This is a genomic window from Nocardiopsis sp. CC223A (assembly GCF_030766825.1).
Taxonomy (GTDB): Bacteria; Actinomycetota; Actinomycetes; order Streptosporangiales; family Streptosporangiaceae; genus Nocardiopsis.
Genome location: NZ_JASFDV010000067.1, coordinates 1 through 17,994 on the forward strand (window position 1 = coordinate 1; position 17,994 = coordinate 17,994).

20 protein-coding genes are annotated in these 17,994 nt (G+C 71.8%); 14 read left to right on the top strand and 6 right to left on the bottom strand.

Annotated elements, in window-relative coordinates:
- On the bottom strand, positions 1-728 hold a 728-nt coding region (locus tag QJS33_RS22940), incomplete at its 3' end, for an MFS transporter (protein ID WP_306370118.1).
- 168 nt (positions 729-896) lie between these two features.
- Positions 897-1,070 carry a GTP-binding protein gene (locus QJS33_RS22945; RefSeq protein WP_306370158.1) on the bottom strand — a complete coding sequence of 58 codons (174 nt, stop codon included), beginning with the start codon at positions 1,068-1,070 and terminating at the stop codon, positions 897-899.
- Positions 1,071-1,348: 278 nt separating this feature from the next.
- Here QJS33_RS22945 and QJS33_RS22950 point away from each other — a divergent pair, with 278 nt between their 5' ends.
- Positions 1,349-2,902: an alkaline phosphatase gene (locus QJS33_RS22950; protein ID WP_306370119.1), complete on the top strand. Its 1,554-nt coding sequence runs from the start codon at positions 1,349-1,351 to the stop codon at positions 2,900-2,902.
- A 40-nt stretch (positions 2,903-2,942) separates the two neighbouring features.
- Here the strand turns inward: QJS33_RS22950 and QJS33_RS22955 are convergent, their stop codons facing one another.
- Both QJS33_RS22955 and QJS33_RS22960 read right to left on the bottom strand, forming a co-directional pair.
- Positions 2,943-3,641, bottom strand: coding sequence for a metal-dependent transcriptional regulator (locus QJS33_RS22955; protein ID WP_306370120.1), 699 nt, complete (start codon positions 3,639-3,641; stop codon positions 2,943-2,945).
- A 445-nt stretch (positions 3,642-4,086) separates the two neighbouring features.
- The gene (locus QJS33_RS22960; protein ID WP_306370121.1) at positions 4,087-4,284 is read right to left on the bottom strand and encodes a hypothetical protein; all 198 of its coding nucleotides are present in this window, start codon (positions 4,282-4,284) and stop codon (positions 4,087-4,089) included.
- A 106-nt stretch (positions 4,285-4,390) separates the two neighbouring features.
- On the opposite strand from QJS33_RS22960, the gene QJS33_RS22965 reads away from it, so the two are divergent.
- From QJS33_RS22965 to QJS33_RS22990, 6 genes are all read left to right on the top strand, one after another.
- Complete coding sequence (locus QJS33_RS22965) at positions 4,391-5,308, top strand: LysR family transcriptional regulator (RefSeq protein ID WP_306370122.1); 918 nt, start codon at positions 4,391-4,393, stop codon at positions 5,306-5,308.
- A 53-nt stretch (positions 5,309-5,361) separates the two neighbouring features.
- Complete coding sequence (locus QJS33_RS22970; RefSeq protein WP_306370123.1) at positions 5,362-5,826, top strand: N-acetyltransferase; 465 nt, start codon at positions 5,362-5,364, stop codon at positions 5,824-5,826.
- Between the two features lie 112 nt (positions 5,827-5,938).
- Entirely contained in the window at positions 5,939-7,738 is a 1,800-nt protein-coding gene (locus QJS33_RS22975; protein WP_306370124.1) for a bifunctional UDP-sugar hydrolase/5'-nucleotidase, read from the top strand.
- Positions 7,739-8,102: 364 nt separating this feature from the next.
- Positions 8,103-8,702, top strand: a complete 600-nt coding sequence (locus QJS33_RS22980; RefSeq protein ID WP_306370125.1) for a molybdopterin-dependent oxidoreductase — start codon at positions 8,103-8,105, stop codon at positions 8,700-8,702.
- Between the two features lie 3 nt (positions 8,703-8,705).
- Complete coding sequence (locus QJS33_RS22985) at positions 8,706-9,431, top strand: ferredoxin reductase (RefSeq protein ID WP_306370126.1); 726 nt, start codon at positions 8,706-8,708, stop codon at positions 9,429-9,431.
- Positions 9,428-9,700 carry a DUF6510 family protein gene (locus QJS33_RS22990; protein ID WP_306370127.1) on the top strand — a complete coding sequence of 91 codons (273 nt, stop codon included), beginning with the start codon at positions 9,428-9,430 and terminating at the stop codon, positions 9,698-9,700. Before QJS33_RS22985 ends, QJS33_RS22990 begins: the two co-directional genes overlap by 4 nt.
- 354 nt (positions 9,701-10,054) lie before the next feature.
- Here QJS33_RS22990 and QJS33_RS22995 read toward each other — a convergent pair whose 3' ends face one another.
- Positions 10,055-10,939 carry an LLM class flavin-dependent oxidoreductase gene (locus QJS33_RS22995; protein ID WP_306370128.1) on the bottom strand — a complete coding sequence of 295 codons (885 nt, stop codon included), beginning with the start codon at positions 10,937-10,939 and terminating at the stop codon, positions 10,055-10,057.
- A 159-nt stretch (positions 10,940-11,098) separates the two neighbouring features.
- On the opposite strand from QJS33_RS22995, the gene QJS33_RS23000 reads away from it, so the two are divergent.
- The 7 genes from QJS33_RS23000 to QJS33_RS23030 all read left to right on the top strand — a co-directional run bounded on the left by QJS33_RS23000 (position 11,099) and on the right by QJS33_RS23030 (position 16,709).
- Entirely contained in the window at positions 11,099-11,569 is a 471-nt protein-coding gene (locus QJS33_RS23000; protein ID WP_306370129.1) for a GNAT family N-acetyltransferase, read from the top strand.
- A 94-nt stretch (positions 11,570-11,663) separates the two neighbouring features.
- On the top strand, positions 11,664-11,867 hold the full coding sequence (locus QJS33_RS23005; protein WP_306370130.1) for a hypothetical protein: 204 nt from the start codon (positions 11,664-11,666) through the stop codon (positions 11,865-11,867).
- 79 nt (positions 11,868-11,946) lie between these two features.
- Positions 11,947-13,161: an urea ABC transporter substrate-binding protein gene (urtA, locus tag QJS33_RS23010; RefSeq protein WP_372339704.1), complete on the top strand. Its 1,215-nt coding sequence runs from the start codon at positions 11,947-11,949 to the stop codon at positions 13,159-13,161.
- Between the two features lie 71 nt (positions 13,162-13,232).
- Positions 13,233-14,123, top strand: coding sequence for an urea ABC transporter permease subunit UrtB (gene urtB, locus QJS33_RS23015; protein ID WP_306370131.1), 891 nt, complete (start codon positions 13,233-13,235; stop codon positions 14,121-14,123).
- On the top strand, positions 14,120-15,247 hold the full coding sequence (gene urtC / locus QJS33_RS23020; RefSeq protein ID WP_306370132.1) for an urea ABC transporter permease subunit UrtC: 1,128 nt from the start codon (positions 14,120-14,122) through the stop codon (positions 15,245-15,247). Before urtB ends, urtC begins: the two co-directional genes overlap by 4 nt.
- Complete coding sequence (urtD, locus tag QJS33_RS23025; protein ID WP_306370133.1) at positions 15,244-15,993, top strand: urea ABC transporter ATP-binding protein UrtD; 750 nt, start codon at positions 15,244-15,246, stop codon at positions 15,991-15,993. The genes urtC and urtD overlap by 4 nt, the downstream gene beginning before the upstream one ends.
- On the top strand, positions 15,990-16,709 hold the full coding sequence (locus tag QJS33_RS23030) for an ABC transporter ATP-binding protein (RefSeq protein ID WP_306370134.1): 720 nt from the start codon (positions 15,990-15,992) through the stop codon (positions 16,707-16,709). The genes urtD and QJS33_RS23030 overlap by 4 nt, the downstream gene beginning before the upstream one ends.
- A 60-nt stretch (positions 16,710-16,769) precedes the next feature.
- Here QJS33_RS23030 and QJS33_RS23035 read toward each other — a convergent pair whose 3' ends face one another.
- The gene (locus tag QJS33_RS23035) at positions 16,770-17,792 is read right to left on the bottom strand and encodes an acyltransferase domain-containing protein (RefSeq protein WP_306370135.1); all 1,023 of its coding nucleotides are present in this window, start codon (positions 17,790-17,792) and stop codon (positions 16,770-16,772) included.
- Between the last annotated feature and the right edge of the window lie 202 nt (positions 17,793-17,994).

A 17,994-nucleotide genomic window follows, 5' to 3' on the forward strand; every position in this document is an offset into this window, starting at 1 on the left:
GCGGCCGCCTCCGGGGCATGGGCCGCCGCCGGGGCCGGGACCGCCGGGGCGGAGGGGTGGCCGGGCCGGTGCGGCCCCGCGGGCAAGGCGGCCTGCGCCCCGGCGGTACCACCGGCCCCGGCGGGGGCGGCCTGCGGGCCGGGCCGGTGTTCGGGCAGGGCCAGGGCCGCCAGCGCGCACACCGCGCACACCGCCACACTGGCCGCACCCACCGCCGCGTACCCGCCCCAGGCCATCACCGGCACCGCCGCCAGGGTGGCCGCACCCACGGCCGCCACCCCCAGGGCCCGGGTCACGCCCATCACCCGCGCGTAGCGGTCGGCCGCACCCCGGTGGGCGAGCTCGTCGTGGACCAGCGCCTCAAGGGAACCCGAGGACAGGGAGCCGCCCAGCCCCCACAGCACGAACCCCGCGGCGAACGCCCCGTAGCCGGGGGCCAGCAGCCACAGCACGAAGGCGGCGGCGGTGAACACCGGGGCGGCCGCCAGCAGGTACCGGCGCGGGACCACATCGGCCAGGGCCCCGGCGGGCACCGCGGACACCAGGCCCACCCCGGACCAGAGCATGAAGAGGGAACCGATCTGCGCCACCGACAGGCCGTGGTCGGCGAACAGCAGGGCGTACACCGGGTACAGGAGGACGAACTCCTCCGCCGCCGCGTACACGTACAGCGGCCCGGTCAGTCGGAACACACGCGCCCCAAAGGCGCGCGCGGAGTCGAGAGTCATGGAGGTCTTTCGGTCGAACGTGCAGGGACACCGAACAGCGGTGCCGCCGGGCGGGGCCCGGGCACGGACCGAAGACCGTCGTCGGACTTAACATCGCTTGCGCATGGCACCAGCATACGACGCCCGGCCCCGGCGGGTGCGGGGGCCGGGCGGCGCACGCGCACCGGTTCAGGGGGCGGTGCGCACGGTGATGCCCCGGGCGCGTTCGATGGCGCCGGTGCCGGTACGGGTGTCCCCGCCGTCCGCACCGCCCAGGCGGTCGATGACGCCGCAGTGGAACAGCGGGCGCTCGGTCAGGCCGGTCTCACCGGCGTCGGCACGGGCGACGATTCCGATGTTCACAACGGACAAGAGGCGTTTCCCCCGGAGATACGGGAGCAGATGAGCCGAGGTGCTCCGTGACGCCGCCGCATGCCGCTCCCCTGTCTCTCCGGGCCCGGTGAACGCCCCCGATCATGCACCCCCCACCCCGGCGCACGTCGCACACCGTCACCTCTCGGTCACCCAACGTCGGATGATGTTCACCCCGGGATGGTTGGGGTGTTCGGCTCCCTGTGGCCGGATGGATCGCGGCCCCGCCACCCCCGGCGGACACCGTCCCCGCACCGAGGAGAACCCCCATGCCGGGCACCCCCCGCACCCCCATCACCCGCCGCCGCATCCTGACCGGCGGCGCCGCCCTGGGCACCGCGGCCCTGGTGGGCGCCGCCCCCTGGGGCGCCACCGCCACCGCCGCACCCCGCACCACCCCCGTCGCCGACCCCTTCACCCTGGGCGTCGCCTCCGGCGACCCCGACCACAACAGCGTCGTGCTGTGGACCCGCCTGGCCCCCGACCCGCTCGCCCAGGACGGCCGCGGCGGCATGCCCGACCGGGCCGTCGACGTCCAATGGCAGATCGCCGAGGACGCACGGTTCACCCGCGTCACCGCCTCGGGCACCGCCACCACCGGCCCCCGGGACGCCCACGCCGTCCACATCGAGGCCCGCGGGCTGCGCCCCGGCGCCCACTACCACTACCGGTTCCGCGTCGGCACCCACATCAGCCCCGTCGGACGCACCCGCACCACCCCCGCCCCCGGCGCCCGGGTGGACCGGTTCGCGTTCGCGTTCGCCAGCTGCCAGAGCTTCACCCACGGCCACTACACCGCCCAGCGCCACCTCGCCGACGAGGACCTGGACCTGGTCGCGTTCCTGGGCGACTACATCTACGAGACCGGCGATGCCGGAGCGGTGGGCCGCCCCCACGTCCCGGCCCGCGAAGTGCGGACCCTGGCCGAGTACCGGGTCCGCCACGCCCAGTACAAGGCCGACACCGACCTCCAGGCCGCCCACGCCGCGTTCCCCTGGGCGGTGGTCTTCGACGACCACGAACTGGAGAACAACTGGGCCGACGACCACCCCTACCGCGGCGAGCCCTCCGAGGAGTTCACCCAACGCCGCGCCGACGCCCTGAAGGCCTACTACGAGCACATGCCGCTGCGGCCCGCCCAGCGCCCGCAGGGCCCGGACCTGCACCTGTACCGGCGGTTGTCGTTCGGGCGGCTGGCACGGCTGCACCTGCTCGACACCCGCCAGTACCGCGACGTGCAGTCGCGCCCGGACCGCGAGGACCCCGACCGCACCCTGCTGGGCGCCGACCAGAAGCGGTGGCTGCTGGAGGAGCTGTCCTCCTCCCGGGCCCAGTGGAACGTGCTCGCCCAGCAGGTGTTCTTCTCCCAGCGCGACTTCACCGCCGGGGACGCCGAGGGCTTCAGCGACGACGCCTGGGACAACTACAAGGTGGAACGCGACCAGGTCCGCGACCACCTGGCCGACGTGCGCAACCCCGTGGTGATCACCGGGGACGTGCACGCCAACTACGTGGTCGACGTCAAGGCCGACTTCGACGACCCGGCCTCGGCCACGGTGGCCACCGAACTGGTGGGGACCTCCTTCACCAGCGGCGGCGACGGCACCGACCACAACCCCGGCGACGCGGTGCAGCTGGCCGAGAACCCGCACATCAAGTTCATCAACAGAAAACGCGGCTACGTGAGGAACACGGTGACGCCCACCGAGTGGACGGCCGACTACCGGATCGTGGACCGTGTGTCGACGCCGGGGGCGCCCATCACCGACCGGGCCCGGTTCACCATCGCCGACGGCGTCCCCGGAGCGGTCCCCCAGGGGTGAGGCACCGCGTGGGCCCGCCGCCGGGCGGCGGGCCCACGGGTCACGACTCGTCGGGGGCGATCCACAGGGCCTCGGCGGCCACCAGACCCAGCGACCGGTCCCGGTCCCGGGCGTCGGCGTCGGCGCGCACGGCGATGCGCAGCGACCCCGCGAAGGGCTGGCGCTCCACCACCCGCACCGTCATCCCGATGCCGATCTCGATGTCGGCCAGGTACCGCAACAGGTCGGGATCGGTGTCGTTGACCCGCACGATGGTGCCCTCCACCCCCTCGTCGGCCTCCGACAACAGCACCGAGGGCCGCTCCACCACCCGGCCGTCCGTGGTGGGGATGGGGTCGCCGTGCGGGTCGACCACCGGATCGCCCAGGTAGGAAGCGATGCGGTCGACGAACTTGTCCGAGACCACGTGCTCCAGGATCTCGGCCTCGTCGTGCACCTCGTCCCAGGAGTAGCCCAGCGCCGCCACCAGGTACGTCTCCAGCAAACGGTGGCGGCGCAGCACCGACAGGGCCGCCTTGGTGCCCTCCTCCGTCAACCGCACCGACCCGTAGCGGCGGTGGTCGACCAGGCCCAGCTCACCGAGTTTGCGCAGCATCCCCGACACGGAGGAGTTGGAGACGGACAGCCGCTCGGCCATGCCGGAGATGGTGACCGGACCGGTGCCGCGCTCCTGGAGGTCGTAGATGACCTTCACGTAGTCCTCAACCGACGTGGACGGTCGTGTCGGGGTGTTGTTCATGCTCGTAACCGTATCGCGGACCACCCACGCGCCACGATTTCCGCACCGCCCCCGTCGCCCGCGGCCGCGGACTCGGTCGGCGGCGAAGGACGGACCGCGGGCGGTCGGCTCCTCCTCTGGGATGCGGATCGCCTCGGGGCCCATCCCGTGGGTCGTCAACAGGTCCTTCGCGGTGACCCGGATGAGCCGGTCGTAGCGCGTGCAGCCGTGGGCGGCCGGCTCGCGCGGGGCCACCTCGCCCATCCGCGCGGGGAACTCCGTGGGCGGTGCGCCCTCCCGCCCGCCCATGGCGCCCTCCGGGGTCGGCGGCGCGCCCCCTGCGGGCCTGATCCGGGCCCGGGGGGTGCGCCGGGTTCCCTCCCGGGCGCACCGCCCGGGCCCGCGGGACCGCTCCCCGGACCGGCCCCACCGGGCACCCGCCGGGGCGGCACCGGACCACCGGGGGTCAGGCCGGGCAGCCCGGGACCAGGTCGGGGCGCCCGCGCGAGACGATGCGCGCCCCCGCCGCGCCGACCTCGCGCACCTGTAGGGAGCCGCACGCGCAGCGCGCCCACACGGTCAGCCCCGCGGCGGTGGCGTGCCGGGACACCACACGAAAGAGCTGGGAGTCGGGCCAACCGCAGTGCGGGCATGTGCTCGTCATCGTCGTACTCGTTCCTTCTCGCCGGAGCCGGACCCCTCCAGCCTCCCCCCACGAACCTTCAATGTCCACGTTGAATTTCTGGACCAGACCATGAAGCATTAGCTACATGATCGATCTACGGCGCCTGCGCGTCCTCCGCGCCGTCGCCCACTACGGAACCGTCACCGCCGCCGCCGACGCCCTGCACATGACCACCTCGGCCGCCTCCCAACAGGTCCGCCTGCTCGCCAGGGAACTGGACGTGCCCCTGCTGGAACCCCGCGGCCGCGGGGTACGGCTCACCCCGGCCGCCCACGACCTGCTCACCCACGCCGACGACATCACCGCCCGCTGGGAACGGGCCGAGATCCAGATCCGCGGCCTGGGCACCGAACCCGCCGGACCGCTGCGCATCGCCTGCTTCCCCGTGGTGATGTCGCGCCTGCTCGCCCCCATGGCCGCACAACTGTCGGCCGCCCACCCCCGCCTGGACATCCGCCTGTCCGAGGCCGAACCCGAACGCGCCCTGGACCTGCTCTTCCAGGGCGAGGTCGAACTGGCCGTCATCGAGGCCGCCCCCGGCGTACCGCCGCCCACCGACACCCGGTTCGACCAGACACCGCTGCTGGACGACGTCCTGGACCTGGTGGTACCGCACGGCCACCCCCTGGCCGACCGCACCGAGGTACCCCTGGCCGAGGCCGCCGACCAGACCTGGGTCCTGCCGCCCCCGGACTCCACCTGCCGCGCGCACACCGTGTCGGCCTGCGGCGCGGCCGGATTCACCCCCCACGGACCCCACCAGGCCCGGGAATGGACCGCGGTCGCCGCCCTGGTCGCCCACGGACTGGGCGTGGCGCTCATCCCCCGCCTGGCCGACCTGCCCGAACTGCCCATCGCGCGCATCCCCTTGCAGGGCAGGCCGGCCCCGGCACGCAAGATCCTGACCTGCACCCGCACGGGCTCGCGCACCCACCCCGCGGTCAACGCCGCCCTGGACCGCCTCACCCGCCTGGCCGCCCCCTTCACCGACCCCCACCGGTGAACCGCACCCTCCCGCACAACGGGTGCGCACCCTCACACCCCGAAAGGCCCGACATGGCACCCGACATCACCACCGGCACCACCGCCGACCACCCCGCCTGCGCCGACCTGTGGACCGCCGCCATCGCCCACCGCGACGGCACCGCCCCCGACCCGGCGGTGCACGCCCGCGCCCTGCGCAAACTCCTGCACACACCCCGCCTGCTCCTGGTCCTTCGCGACCCGGACCGCCCACCGGGCGGCTACACCCTCACCCACCTGCCCACCGGCACCGACCGCACCGCCCACCTGACCCACATCGCCATCGCCCCCGCCCTCCAGGGCGGCGGCCGGGGACGCCGCCTCCTGGAGGCCACCCTGGCCCGCCTGGCCGAAACAGCCGACGCCGTCACCCTCCAGGTCCTGCACACCAACACCACCGCCCGCGCCCTGTACGAATCCACCGGCTGGCACCCGGTCGCCCACACCCGCTTCGCCGACTCCGGCCGCCCCGCCGTCCTCTACCGCAAGACCCTGTGACCACCACGCCCGCCGTGTCCACCGACCGTTCACACACGCCCGCTTCCCCCACGGCACCGGACCCATTACCGTGTGTGGCTTCGCCCCGCTCGAAACCCCCGGGAGAAGCCCCATGACGAAGGAGCCCACCATCTCGCGACGCGGAGCCCTGGGCGGCCTGAGCGCCGCCGGCGCCCTGGCCCTGGCCGGCTGGCCCACCCCCGCCGCCGCATCCCCCACACGCGAGGCCCTCATCACCGTGATGGGCACCTCCGACCTGCACGGCCACTGCCTCAACTGGGACTACTACAAGGACAGCGCGTACTCCGACGCCGACGGCGACCACATCGGCATCGCCAAAGCCGCCGCCCTCGTCGAACGGATCCGCTCAGAGCGCGGCCGCAACAACACCCTGCTCTTCGACTCCGGCGACACCATCCAGGGCGCCCCGCTGGCCACCTACTACAGCGTCGTCGAACCCATCACCGAGACCGGCGAGACACACCCCATGGCCCGCGCCATGAACGCCCTGGACTACGACGCCGTCACCCTGGGCAACCACGAGTTCAACTACGGCCTGGACCACCTGGACACCTGGATCTCCCAGATGGACGCACCCGCCCTGGCCGCCAACGCCGTCCACCACGGCACCACCGACCCCGCCTACAAGCCCTACACCCTCAAACGCCTCAAGGTCGACTGCACGAACAAGCCCAGCACCCAGCCCCTCACCATCGGCGTGCTGGGCCTGACCAACCCCGGCTCGGCCATCTGGGACCGCCACCACGTCCAGGGCCGCCTGGACTTCCTCGACCTGGTCGACACCGCCCGCCGCTGGGTGCCCGTCATGCGCCGCGAAGGCGCCGACATCGTCATCGTCAGCGCCCACGCCGGCGACAGCGGATCCTCCTCCTACCAGGGCGACGTGCCCGTGGAGAACGCCTCCGCCCTGGTCGCCGCACAGGTCCCGGGCATCGACGCCATCCTGTTCGGCCACGCCCACCGGGAGGTCCCCGAACGGTTCGTCACCAACGAACAAACCGGCGAGCAGGTCCTGATGACCATGCCCTCCTACTGGGGGCGGCGCCTGTCCGTCATGGACCTGGCCCTGCGCCGCGAACGCGGCCGCTGGCGGGTGGTGTCCAAGAGCGCCCTGACCCTCAACGCCAACACCGTCGAGGAGGACCCCCGCATCGCCGCCCTGGTCGCCGACCAGCACGCCACCACCGTCGCCTACGTCAACCAGGTCGTCGCCACCAGCACCGAGGAGCTCAGCGCCGCCACCGCCTGCTGGACCGACACCGCCATCGTCGACTTCGTCCACAAGGTCCAGGCCGACACCGTGGCCGCCGCCATCGCCCACACCCCCGAGGCCGACCTGCCGGTGCTGTCCATCGCCGCACCCTTCAGCCGCTCCGCGGTCTTCCCCGCCGGCGACCTGAGCATCCGCGACATCGCCGCCCTGTACATCTACGACAACACCCTGCTCGCCTCGGTGCTCACCGGCGCCCAGGTCCGCGACTACCTGGAACACTCCGCCCGCTACTACCGGCAGGTCCCCGCCACCGGGGACGTCGACCCGGCCGATGTGACCAACGCCGACGGCATCCCCGACTACAACTGCGACCAGCTCGCCGGCGTCGACTACACCCTGGACGTGTCCCGCCCCGCCGGGCGGCGCGTGAGCTCCCTGACCCTGGACGGGACCGAGGTCACCGACGACCAGCGGTTCGTGGTGGCGGTCAACAACTACCGCCAGTCCGGCGGCGGCGCCTTCCCGCACATCGTGGACGCACCCGTGGTCCACAACGCCCAACGGGAGATCCGCCAGGCGCTCATCGACCACGCCACCGGTGTGCAGGTCATCGACCCGGCCGACTTCCACACCGTCAACTGGCACCTGGTCCGCGAGGGCGCCCCGCTCTTCCCCTGACCCCGACACCGGTCCAGGCCGTCGAACGGCCCGCGGCCGCACCGGCACACCCCTGGCCGTCGGCCCCCTCACCGGCACCGACCACGCCCCCCGGACCTAACGCCCCCGGAACACGCCCGGACGGACGCCGGGAGAGCACCGCCTTCGCACGCAAGGCCGTGACCGGTCCCCTCACCGGCTCCCGCGCCCGCTACGGGGCCGTCGAACCCCCGGCCCCCGACGTCCCGGCCAGAACCCCACCAGCCCCCTCCCCGGCCCCGCCAGGCCGGGGAGGAACGGTTTTTACCGGCCCGGTGCCCTAACCGCGCGGGCACCGGGGTAGGTGGCCGGGCACGGACACCACCACCGGCGAGGGACCAGGCACATGAACCTCATCACCAGGGGCTTCCACGGACGGCGCGGCGGCGACCCCACCCGCATCCCGCCCGGCCAGTACGAAACCCACGACTTCCCCGTCCTGACCGTCGGACCCACACCCCGCGTGGACACCGACACCTGGACCTTCACCATCACCACCGAGACCGGCGCCCGCCACACCTGGACGTGGGAACAGCTCCTGGCCCTGCCCCAGGAGAGCCCGCACACGGACATCCACTGCGTCACCCGCTGGTCCAAACTCGACACCGACTGGACCGGCGTCTCCCTGGACACCCTCCTGGAGGACGTGGAGACCACCGCCGAATACGCCCTGGCCCACTCCCACGGCGGCTACACCACCGACCTGCCCCTCCAGGACCTCACCGACGGACAGGCCTGGATCGCCCACACCTTCGACGGCCACCCCCTGGACCCCGAACACGGCGGCCCCGCCCGCCTGCTCGTCCCCCACCTGTACTTCTGGAAATCGGCCAAGTGGATCAGCGGGCTGACCCTGCTCGACGAGGACGAACCCGGCTTCTGGGAACAGGCCGGATACCACGACTACGGCGACCCCTGGCGCGAACAGCGCTACCGGGGGGACTGACCCGTGGCCCGCTGGACCCCGGCCACCCTGGAGGCCGACCGGTGGGAGACCCCCACCGCCCGCACCCTGGTGCTGTCCGTCCCCGGCTGGACCGGCCACCGCCCCGGACAGCACGTCGACGTGCGCCTGCGGGCCGAGGACGGCTACACCGCCGAACGCTCCTACTCCATCGCCTCGGCCTCGGCCCCCGACCGGCTGGAACTCACCGTCCAACTCGACCCCGACGGCGAGGTCTCCCCCTACCTGGTCGGCGACTTCGCCGTCGGCGACCGGGTGGAGGTGCGCGGCCCCCTGGGCGGCTGGTTCGTGTGGGACACCACCGCACCCGACCCCGTCGTCCTCATCGGCGGCGGCTCGGGCATCGTCCCGCTGATGGCCATGGTCCGCGAACGCCACCGCACCGGGAGCAGGGCCCTGTTCCGCCTCCTGTACTCGCTGCGCACCCCCGAGGACCGCTACTACCGCACCGAACTGGGACCGGCCGCCGACCCCGGCGTCGACGTGTTCGTGGCCTACACCCGCACCGCACCACCGGGATCGGCGCGCGGCCCCGAACGGCTCAGCGTCGCCGACCTGAACACCCACGGGTTCCCGGCCGAGTTCGCCCCGGTGTGCTTCGTGTGCGGCCCCACCGGGTTCGTGGAGACCGCCGCCGACGGCCTCCTGGCCCTGGGCCACGCCCCGGACCGGATCCGCACCGAACGCTACGGCGCAGGAGGCCGACGATGAGCACACCCGCCACCCACCTGGACGGCAACGTCCTGGCCGGCCCCCTGTCGGAGGTCTTCGCCGTGGACGTGACCGCCGCCGAACGCCACTGCGCCCACTGCGGCGACCACGGCGCGTTCGCCCGCCTGCGCGTGTACACCGACGGCCCCGGCCTGGTGGTGCGCTGCCCGGGCTGCGAGGTCCTGGTGCTGCGCCTGGTGCGCACCCCCCGGGGGCTGGTCCTGGACCTGGGCGGAACGGGCTGCATCACCCTGCCCGTCGACGACTGAAGGCCCGGCCCCCGCGGCCGGGGGCCGGACCCCCGGTGTGCGTTGGGCGGTGAGCAGGCGCAGCGCCGGCGGCAAGACCGGGGTCATGGCGTTCTTCGCGTCCCCCACCCGCAGGTGGGCGATGACCGCGCGGACGAAGTACACCACCGGCCCCGTCGCGGCGGCCGCGCCCAGCGGCCACCACAGCAGGCCCCGGGGGAAGCCGACGCTCCGCACCGAGGTGACGACCGCCGGGGCACGGCGCAGTTCGCCGATGCCCGAGGCGATCACGAACGCCCCGACGGGCATGAGGCGATCCTCCGCACGGGTGTTCCGTGGGAAACGGCCGGAAGGGCAGGGGAACGGCGGGCGGCCTCAGGAGCGCCCGGCCGCGATCAGCCCACGGGTGGCGGGGGCGACCTCGGCACCGAACGCGCGCAACCGGTCGGGGTCGTCCGAGGCGAGGATGAACGTGGAGAAGCCGTGCTCCAGGGCCAGCGCGGCCAGCGGCTCGGGCCAGTCCCGAAGCGGCCCGGCCAGCGGCCCCTCGCCCGCGCCCAGCCCCACGTTGAGCAGGCGGCGGATCCGCCCCGGGTCGCGCCCGGCGGCCGCGGCGGCCTCGTCGATACGGGCGTTGCCCTCGCCCAGCTGCGCGGGGTCGGAGAGGTAGGCCAGGGACGGCAGCCACCCGTCGGCCCTGGCACCGACCAGGCCCAGCATGCGGGGCTTGTAGGCGCCCAGCCAGATCCCGATGTCGTGCAGCGGTGCGGGCCCGCGCTTGGCACCGCTCAACCGGTGGTACTCGCCCTCATAGCGCAACCGGGACCGGTCGTCGGTGTCCCACAGGGCGCGGATGACGTCGATGGCCTCGCCCAGGGCGTCCACGGCCTGCCCCGGCGCCAGGCGGCGCCCGCCCATGGCCTCGATCGCGTCCCAAAAGCCCCCTGCGCCCAGGCCCAGCTCGAACCGGCCGCCGGAGAGCCGGTCCAGGGAGGCGGCGGCGCGGGCGATGACCGCGGGCGGACGCAAGGGGAGGTTGAGGACGTTGGCCGACAGGTGCACCCGCTCGGTGCGGGCGGCGACGTAGGACAGCAGGGTCCAGGTGTCCAGGAACGCCGACTGGTACGGGTGGTCCTGGAAGGTGACCAGGTCCAGCCCGGCCTGTTCCGAGACGCGGGCCAGCTCCACGGTGGCGGCCGGGTCCGCGGCCGCGGGCGTGATGAAGGAACCGAAGACGGGCGCGTGGCCGTAGTCGGGCATCGCCGACCCTCCCAAGACGAGCGCAACCCCGGGCGGGTTGCGAAACAGATGATCCTCACAGCGGACGTGCACGGAAACCGCGCACACCACCCGGGTATTCCGCGCCACCGGACCCCCGTACACCGCAGACGTACCCGCCCACCGCTACCCTCAACGACCATGCCCGACTGGAACACCCGCCCCGCCACCCCCGCCGACGTCGAACCCGTCGCCGAACTCCGCGCCCTGGTCCTACGCCCCGACCTGGAGCGCCTGGGCCGCTACGACCCCCACCGCGTCCGCAGACGCCTGCGCGAGGGCTTCACCCCCCACCACACCCGCATCATCGAGGTCGACGGCGCCCTCGCCGGCTGCGCCGCCCTGCGCCCGGCCCCCGACGCCCACCACCTGGAGCACTTCTACCTCGCCCCGCACCTGCACGGCCGCGGCATCGGCACCGCCGTCCTGCGCACCCTCCTGCGGGAATGCGACGACCAGGGCCGCACCGTCCGCCTCAACGTCCTCCAGGGCAGCCCCGCCCGCCGCCTCTACGAACGCCACGGCTTCACCCTGGACACCGAGGATGCCGTCGACGTCTTCCTCGTCCGCCCGCCCCGCGCCCCCGGCCCCACCGCCGCCATGGGCACATAACCCCAGGACAACAAAAAGCCCCCATATCCGATATGGGGGCAAAGATCCCGTGTCATCCCCGCAGCCACCAGGACCGGGAACCTATCCTGCGCACATGCACATCCGCATCCTGTGCCGCACCTGCATGGGCACCGGCCGCCGCGCCGCCGTCACCGCACGCCTCGAAGACGACCACACCCTCACCCAGGTCCTCCTCGCCCACCCCTGCACCGACTGCGACGCACACGGACACACCACCCAGACCGCCACCGTCCACCCCGATTTAACCGACCCACCGGATACCGCAATGTATACGTAACCCTCCGACACGACCCGCGAAACACCCCGCCACCAGCCTCCTAAGTGTCCCCACACCCCCGACACCGAGGAGCCACAGCGTGGCACCCACCCCCACACGCACCCTCACCGCCCTCACCCTCACCCTGGGCCTCACCCTCACCGCCTGCTCCGGCAACGACACCCAGGGCATCACCGACGACACCGTCACCGTCGGCATGATCCACTCCCTCTCCGGCACCATGGCCATCAGCGAGGTCACCGTCCGCGACGCCGTCCAACTCGCCATCGACGAGATCAACGCCGACGGCGGCGTCCTGGGACGCACCATCACCCCCGTCATCGAAGACGGCGCCTCCAACGAGACCACCTTCGCCGAACGCGCCGAAAAACTCCTGCAATCCGACAACGCCGCCACCGTCTTCGGCGGCTGGACCAGCGCCTCCCGCAAGGCCATGCTCCCCGTCTTCGAACGCAACAACGGCCTGCTCTGGTACCCCGTCCAATACGAAGGCCTCGAAGCCTCCCCCAACATCGTCTACACCGGCGCCACCACCAACCAGCAGATCATCCCCGCCCTCGACTACCTGCGCGAACAAGGCCACACCAGCCTCTACCTCGTCGGCAGCGACTACGTCTTCCCCCGCACCGCCAACCAGATCATCACCGCCTACGCCGACGCCCACGACATGGACATCACCGCCGAGGAGTACACCCCCCTCGGACACACCGAATACTCCACCATCACCAACGACATCGCCCGCACCGAACCCGACGCCGTCTTCAACACCCTCAACGGCGACTCCAACGTCAGCTTCTTCCAACAACTGCGCTCCGCCGGCGTCACCGCCGACGACACCCCCGTCCTGAGCGTCAGCGTCGCCGAAGAAGAAGTCGAAGGCATCGGCACCGACAACATCACCGGCCACCTCACCGCCTGGAACTACTACCAGACCACCGACAACGACACCAACGGCGTCTTCGTCGACGCCTTCACCGAACGCTACGGAACCGACCGGGTCACCTCCGACCCCATGCAGTCCGCCTACAACTCCGTCTACCTGTGGAAGGCCGCCGTCGAAGCCGCCGACAGCTTCGACGTCGACGACGTCCGCGCCGCCCTGGACGGCATCACCATCGACGCCCCCGAAGGCACCATCACCCTGGACGGCGACACCCAACACGTCATCAAGACCGCCCGCATCGGCCAGGTCAACGACGAAGGCCTCATCGACGAGATCTGGACCTCCCCCGAACCCATCGTCCCCGACCCCTACCTCCAGGGCTACGACTGGGCCGCCGACCTCAACGGCTGACCCACCACCGGGCGCCCCACCCCCGGGGCGCCCGGCCACCCCCGCCCGGCACACCCCGCAAAGGAACCACGGTGGAAGCCCTCGTCAACCAACTCCCCATCGGCCTGGCCATCGGCGCCGTCCTCCTCCTGGCCGCCCTCGGCCTCAACTTCACCTTCGGCCAAATGGGCGTCATCAACATGGCCCACGGCGAACTCATCATGGTCGGCGCCTACACCGCCTACGTCCTGCACGCCTGGGTCGGCATCAACCCCGCCTACAGCCTCCTGGCCGCCCTGCCCACCGCCTTCGCCGTCACCGGCACCCTCGGCTGGCTCCTCGAAACCACCCTCATCCGCCACTTCTACGGCCGCCCCCTCGACACCCTCCTGCTCACCTTCGGCATCGGCATGATCCTCCAACAAGCCGCCCGCGACATCTTCGGCGCACCCAACGTCGACGTCCCCGCCCCCACCTGGCTCACCGGAGGCATCACCCTCCCCGGCGACATCCGCATCCACTACTCCCGCCTGTTCATCCTCGCCCTCGCCATCACCTGCGTCATCGCCATCGCCCACTACCTCAACCGCTCCCGCCAAGGCCGCCGCATGCGCGCCGTCATCCACAACCGCGACCTCGCCGCCGTCTCCGGCATCAACACCCGCACAGTCGACGCCACCACCTTCTTCATCGGCTCCGGACTCGCCGGCATCGCAGGCGTCGCCCTCACCCTCATCGGCCCCACCGGACCCACCCTGGGCACCAACTACATCGTCGACGCCTTCCTCGTGGTCGTCGTCGGCGGACTCGGCCGCCTCAGCGGCACCGTCCTGGCCGCCTTCGCCCTGGGCATCCTCAACGCCACCGTCGAAGCCTGGGCCGACGCCTCCCTGGCCAAACTCATCGTCTTCACCGCCATCGTGGCCTTCCTCCAGGCCCGCCCCCAAGGACTCTTCACCGTCAAGACCAGGGCCCTCACATGACCACCACCGAACCCACACCCACCCTCCTGCACCGCCTACGCGGCCCCGCCACCCTCGCCGCCCTCCTCGCCGCCGCCCTCCTCCTACTCCCCCAACTCCTCGAACCCTTCCGCCTCAACCTCCTCGCCCAATACCTCTGCTACGCCATCGTCGCCCTGGGCATCGCCCTGGCCTGGGGCCGCGGCGGCATGCTCACCCTCGGCCAAGGCGTCTACTTCGGCCTGGGCGCCTACGCCATGGCCATGCACCTCACCCTCCAAGCCACCGCCGCCGACCCCCTCGCCCCCGACCTCCCCCCATTCATGGTCTGGTCCGGCCTGACCCAACTCCCCTGGTTCTGGCGCCCCTTCACCAGCCCCGCCGTCGCCGTCCTGGCGGCCATCCTCATCCCCGGCACCCTCGCCGCACTCCTGGGCTGGTCCGTCTTCCGCCGCCGCGTCCGCGGCGCCTACTTCGCCATCCTCAACCAAGCCCTCGCCGCCGCCTTCGTCATCCTCCTCATCGGACAACAACACCTCACCGGCGGCTCCAACGGCCTCACCAACTTCCCCGTCTTCGCCGGCCAAAGCCTCTACACCCCCACCGCACAGACCACCCTCTACACCCTCACCGTCCTCACCCTGACCGCCACCTACCTCCTCTTCCGCCACATCACCCACAGCCGCTACGGCAAACTCCTCATCGCCGTCCGCGACGCCGAAGACCGCGTCCGCTACCTCGGCCACAACCCCACCTGGATCAAAACCCTCGCCTACACCCTCGCCGCCATGGCCGCAGGCGCCGCCGGAGCCCTCTTCGTCCCCATCATGGGCATCATCTCCCCCACCCTCATCGGCGTCATCCCCTCGATCATGATGGTCCTCGCCGTCGCCATCGGCGGCCGCCACTCCCTCGCCGGAGCCGCCGCCGGCGCCATCATCATGAACACCGCCCAGACCACCTTCGCCGAAACCTTCGCCGGCGGCTGGACCTACCTCCAAGGCGCCCTCTTCGTCCTCGTCATCGCCCTCGCCCCCCAAGGACTCGCCGGACTGGCCACCACCCTCAAAAACCGCCTCACCCGACCGACACCGACCGAACCCGACCCCGCACCCGCACCGGCCGCCGAACGGAGCACCCCATGAGCCTGCTCACCCTCACCGACCTCACCGTCACCTTCGGCCCCTTCACCGCCCTGGACCACATCGACCTCACCATCGACGAAGGCGAACTCCGCTTCCTCATCGGACCCAACGGCGCCGGAAAAACCACCCTCATCGACACCATCACCGGCCGCACCCGCCCCACCCACGGCACCATCACCTTCGACGGCACCGACATCACCCGCACCCCCGAACACCGCATCGTCCGCCACGGCATCGGCCGCACCTTCCAGACCAGCGTCGTCTTCGAAGAACTCACCGTCATCGAGAACGTCGACCTCGCCGCCTCCTCCCACCTCACCCCCTGGCGACTCCTCCGACGCGCCCCCACCACACCCCCCGACGCCCTCGCCGTCCTGGACCGCGTCGACCTCACCCACCTCGCCCACCGACCCGCCGCCACCCTCTCCCACGGCCAACGCCAATGGCTCGAAATCGCCATGCTCCTGGCCCAGAAACCCCGCCTGCTCCTCCTCGACGAACCCGTCGCAGGCATGAACGCCGAAGAACGCACCCGCACCGGCGAACTCCTCACCCACATCGCCCACGACCACACCATCGTCGTCATCGAACACGACATGGACTTCCTACGCCGCTACGCCCACCAGGTCACCGTCCTGCACGAAGGCCGCATCCTCACCCACGGCGACATCACCACCGTCCAGAACGACCCCCAGGTCCGCGAGGTCTACCTCGGCCGCACCACCCCACAGAAAGCCACCACATGACCACGCCCACCGACCACCACCCCACCCTCCAGATCACCGGCCTCAACGCCGGCTACGGCCGCGCCCACGTCCTCTTCGACATCGACCTCACCATCCACCCCGGCACCGTCGCCTGCATCATGGGCCGCAACGGCGTCGGCAAAACCACCCTCCTCAACACCATCGCCGGACTCATCACCCCCACCACCGGCACCATCCACCTCAACGGCACCGACATCACCCGCACCCCACCCCACACACGCATCCGCAACGGCATCGGCTACGCACCCCAAGGCCACGAGACCTTCGCCCCCCTCACCGTCGCCGACAACCTCCACGTCGCCCACCAAGCCGCGAAAAGAGGCGGCCCCGACCCCATCGGTACCGCCCTCGCACACTTCCCCCGACTCACCCCCCTCCTCGACCGCCGAGCCGGACTCCTCTCCGGCGGCCAAGCCCAACAACTCGCCATCGCCCGCGCCCTCGTCACCAACCCCGACCTGCTCATCCTCGACGAACCCACCGAAGGCATCCAACCCAACATCGTCACCGAGATCGAGAACGCCATCACCGACATCGCCGCCCAAGGCACCACCATCCTCCTCGTCGAGCAATACCTCGACGTCGCCCTGCGCTGCGCCGACACCGTCACCGTCATCGACGGCGGCCGCATCACCCACACCGGCCCCAAGGACGACCTCACCGAAGAAGCCGCCCACACCCTCCTCGCCATCTGAACGAACAAAAAAAGGGGGCGCCGACCACCCCCGGCCGACACCCCCGCACACCACACGGGCTCACCCCGACAACGGCACCCACCCCGTCCGCACCTGCCAGCCCCCACCCGCCTCCAAACGCTCCACCACCGCACGCTCCAAACGCGTGTTCCGCGGAGCCCCCGCCACATCCACCTCCGGCATCCCGAACACGAACCGGAACACATCCGACTCCCCCGGAACACCCTCCCCCACCAACGTGAACCGCCGCTGGAACCGCACGATGTTCGACCCCTCCCCCAACACCTCACCCCACTGCGGATCCAACAACCACGACGTACACGTCGCCACCACCGGATCCATCCCCAGATGCGCCCGCGCAAAAGGCCGCGCCCGCCCCAACGCATCCGACACCACCACCGGATCCAACCCACCCGACGGAATGTGCAACCGCAACACCGGATCCCCCACCGCGAAACCCGGACCCAACGCCGCCGCCTCCCCCCGCGAATACCACTCCACACCCCCCTGCGGACCCAACACCCCCGGCTCCAACTGCAAACCCCCCACCCAGAACAACCGCCCCCGGAACTGCGCCGCCACCCACGCCGCCGTCTCCACACCCACCCGGCCGAACATCCGCCGCGAACGCCCCACCTGCACACCCACATCCGCCAGCGTCGCCCGCGTCACCGCCGGATCCACCCCCAACGCACCATGAGCCGCATACTGCGCCGGCACCCGCGCCGCGAAAGCCACCAACGACGCCACCCGCACCCGCACATCGTCGTACGCCACCAACGACGGCCAATCCACCCACGTCCCCGCAGGCAACCCCGCATCCGCCGCCAAACGCCGGTACATCCCCACCACCAGCGCCCACGCCTCCGCCGGCCACCCCTCCCCCGAAGGCCCCGGCCACACCGCCGCCACATCCGCACGATCCTGCGGCGCCAACCCGAACTCGTCCCACACCCGCTCGGCATCCGCGCCCTGCGGCACCCGCAACGGCTCCCACGGCTCCGGCAACCCCCGAGCCGCGATCAACCAACGACGGTCATCCTCCGCCAGACCCAACCGGTCGGCCACCATGTCAGCGTTCATGCGCCACATCATGGCCGAACCACCACCCCCCGCGCGAGTGCCCGGACCCCCCACCACGACCAAAACCACCACAAGTGAACCCGAACCCCCACACCACGCGTCTCACCCAGGGAAAACCCCCTTCACCCCCCGAAGAAGGTCTGGACAGTGGGCATAGTGTTGACATGTCCCGCCCCTAGCACCACACCCACCGAGACGAGGA

Coding starts and splice junctions, on each gene's coding strand:
- QJS33_RS22970 (WP_306370123.1), top strand. CDS start 5,362: ATGGCACCCGACATCACCACCGGCACCACCGCCGACCACCCCGCCTGC.
- QJS33_RS23035 (WP_306370135.1), bottom strand. CDS start 17,792: ATGAACGCTGACATGGTGGCCGACCGGTTGGGTCTGGCGGAGGATGAC.
- urtD (WP_306370133.1), top strand. CDS start 15,244: ATGAGCCTGCTCACCCTCACCGACCTCACCGTCACCTTCGGCCCCTTC.
- QJS33_RS22955 (WP_306370120.1), bottom strand. CDS start 3,641: ATGAACAACACCCCGACACGACCGTCCACGTCGGTTGAGGACTACGTG.
- QJS33_RS23005 (WP_306370130.1), top strand. CDS start 11,664: ATGCACATCCGCATCCTGTGCCGCACCTGCATGGGCACCGGCCGCCGC.
- QJS33_RS22950 (WP_306370119.1), top strand. CDS start 1,349: ATGCCGGGCACCCCCCGCACCCCCATCACCCGCCGCCGCATCCTGACC.
- urtC (WP_306370132.1), top strand. CDS start 14,120: ATGACCACCACCGAACCCACACCCACCCTCCTGCACCGCCTACGCGGC.
- QJS33_RS23000 (WP_306370129.1), top strand. CDS start 11,099: ATGCCCGACTGGAACACCCGCCCCGCCACCCCCGCCGACGTCGAACCC.
- QJS33_RS22960 (WP_306370121.1), bottom strand. CDS start 4,284: ATGACGAGCACATGCCCGCACTGCGGTTGGCCCGACTCCCAGCTCTTT.
- QJS33_RS22995 (WP_306370128.1), bottom strand. CDS start 10,939: ATGCCCGACTACGGCCACGCGCCCGTCTTCGGTTCCTTCATCACGCCC.
- QJS33_RS22990 (WP_306370127.1), top strand. CDS start 9,428: ATGAGCACACCCGCCACCCACCTGGACGGCAACGTCCTGGCCGGCCCC.
- QJS33_RS22965 (WP_306370122.1), top strand. CDS start 4,391: ATGATCGATCTACGGCGCCTGCGCGTCCTCCGCGCCGTCGCCCACTAC.
- QJS33_RS22975 (WP_306370124.1), top strand. CDS start 5,939: ATGACGAAGGAGCCCACCATCTCGCGACGCGGAGCCCTGGGCGGCCTG.
- QJS33_RS23030 (WP_306370134.1), top strand. CDS start 15,990: ATGACCACGCCCACCGACCACCACCCCACCCTCCAGATCACCGGCCTC.
- QJS33_RS22980 (WP_306370125.1), top strand. CDS start 8,103: ATGAACCTCATCACCAGGGGCTTCCACGGACGGCGCGGCGGCGACCCC.